The organism is Escherichia sp. AM3 (genome assembly GCF_032029835.1).
GTDB lineage: Bacteria > Pseudomonadota > Gammaproteobacteria > Enterobacterales > Enterobacteriaceae > Escherichia > Escherichia coli.
In genome coordinates this window covers 1-335 of sequence record NZ_JAVUPQ010000730.1, presented here as the reverse complement: position 1 = coordinate 335, position 335 = coordinate 1, and the positions used below count along the sequence as shown (strand labels likewise).

1 pseudogene is annotated in these 335 nt (G+C 57.9%); it reads right to left on the bottom strand.

Features of this window, described 5'->3' with window-relative positions:
* Window positions 1-335, bottom strand: a pseudogene (locus RTW80_RS28095) (type VI secretion system-associated protein TagK); the annotation flags it as partial.

Below are 335 nucleotides of genomic sequence, written 5' to 3'. Positions count from 1 at the left end.
GCATCAATGCTTAACCCGCCTGTGACCATATCCTGCAACGTACCGGCTTCAGCCGTTGGATCCCGCAATGAGGCCAGATCCTGCGTGGCTGCCTCACCGTTAAAGGGAAAGGGATCGGCCTGGCGTTGAATATCCTGACCGGGAGACAATAACGCCTCGCGGTATTCCTGATAAAGCCGGGTCAGGGGGTTCTCTGTTTCCGGGTCGCCTCCGGCGGAGGATGTGCCATGAGCCGGAATGATATCGAACGGATTTTGCGACGTCCGCTGCTGCTGCCTGAACCAGTCCAGATCCAGATATTCGGTCATCGTTTCCGGCGAAGCGGCAGTCTGCGA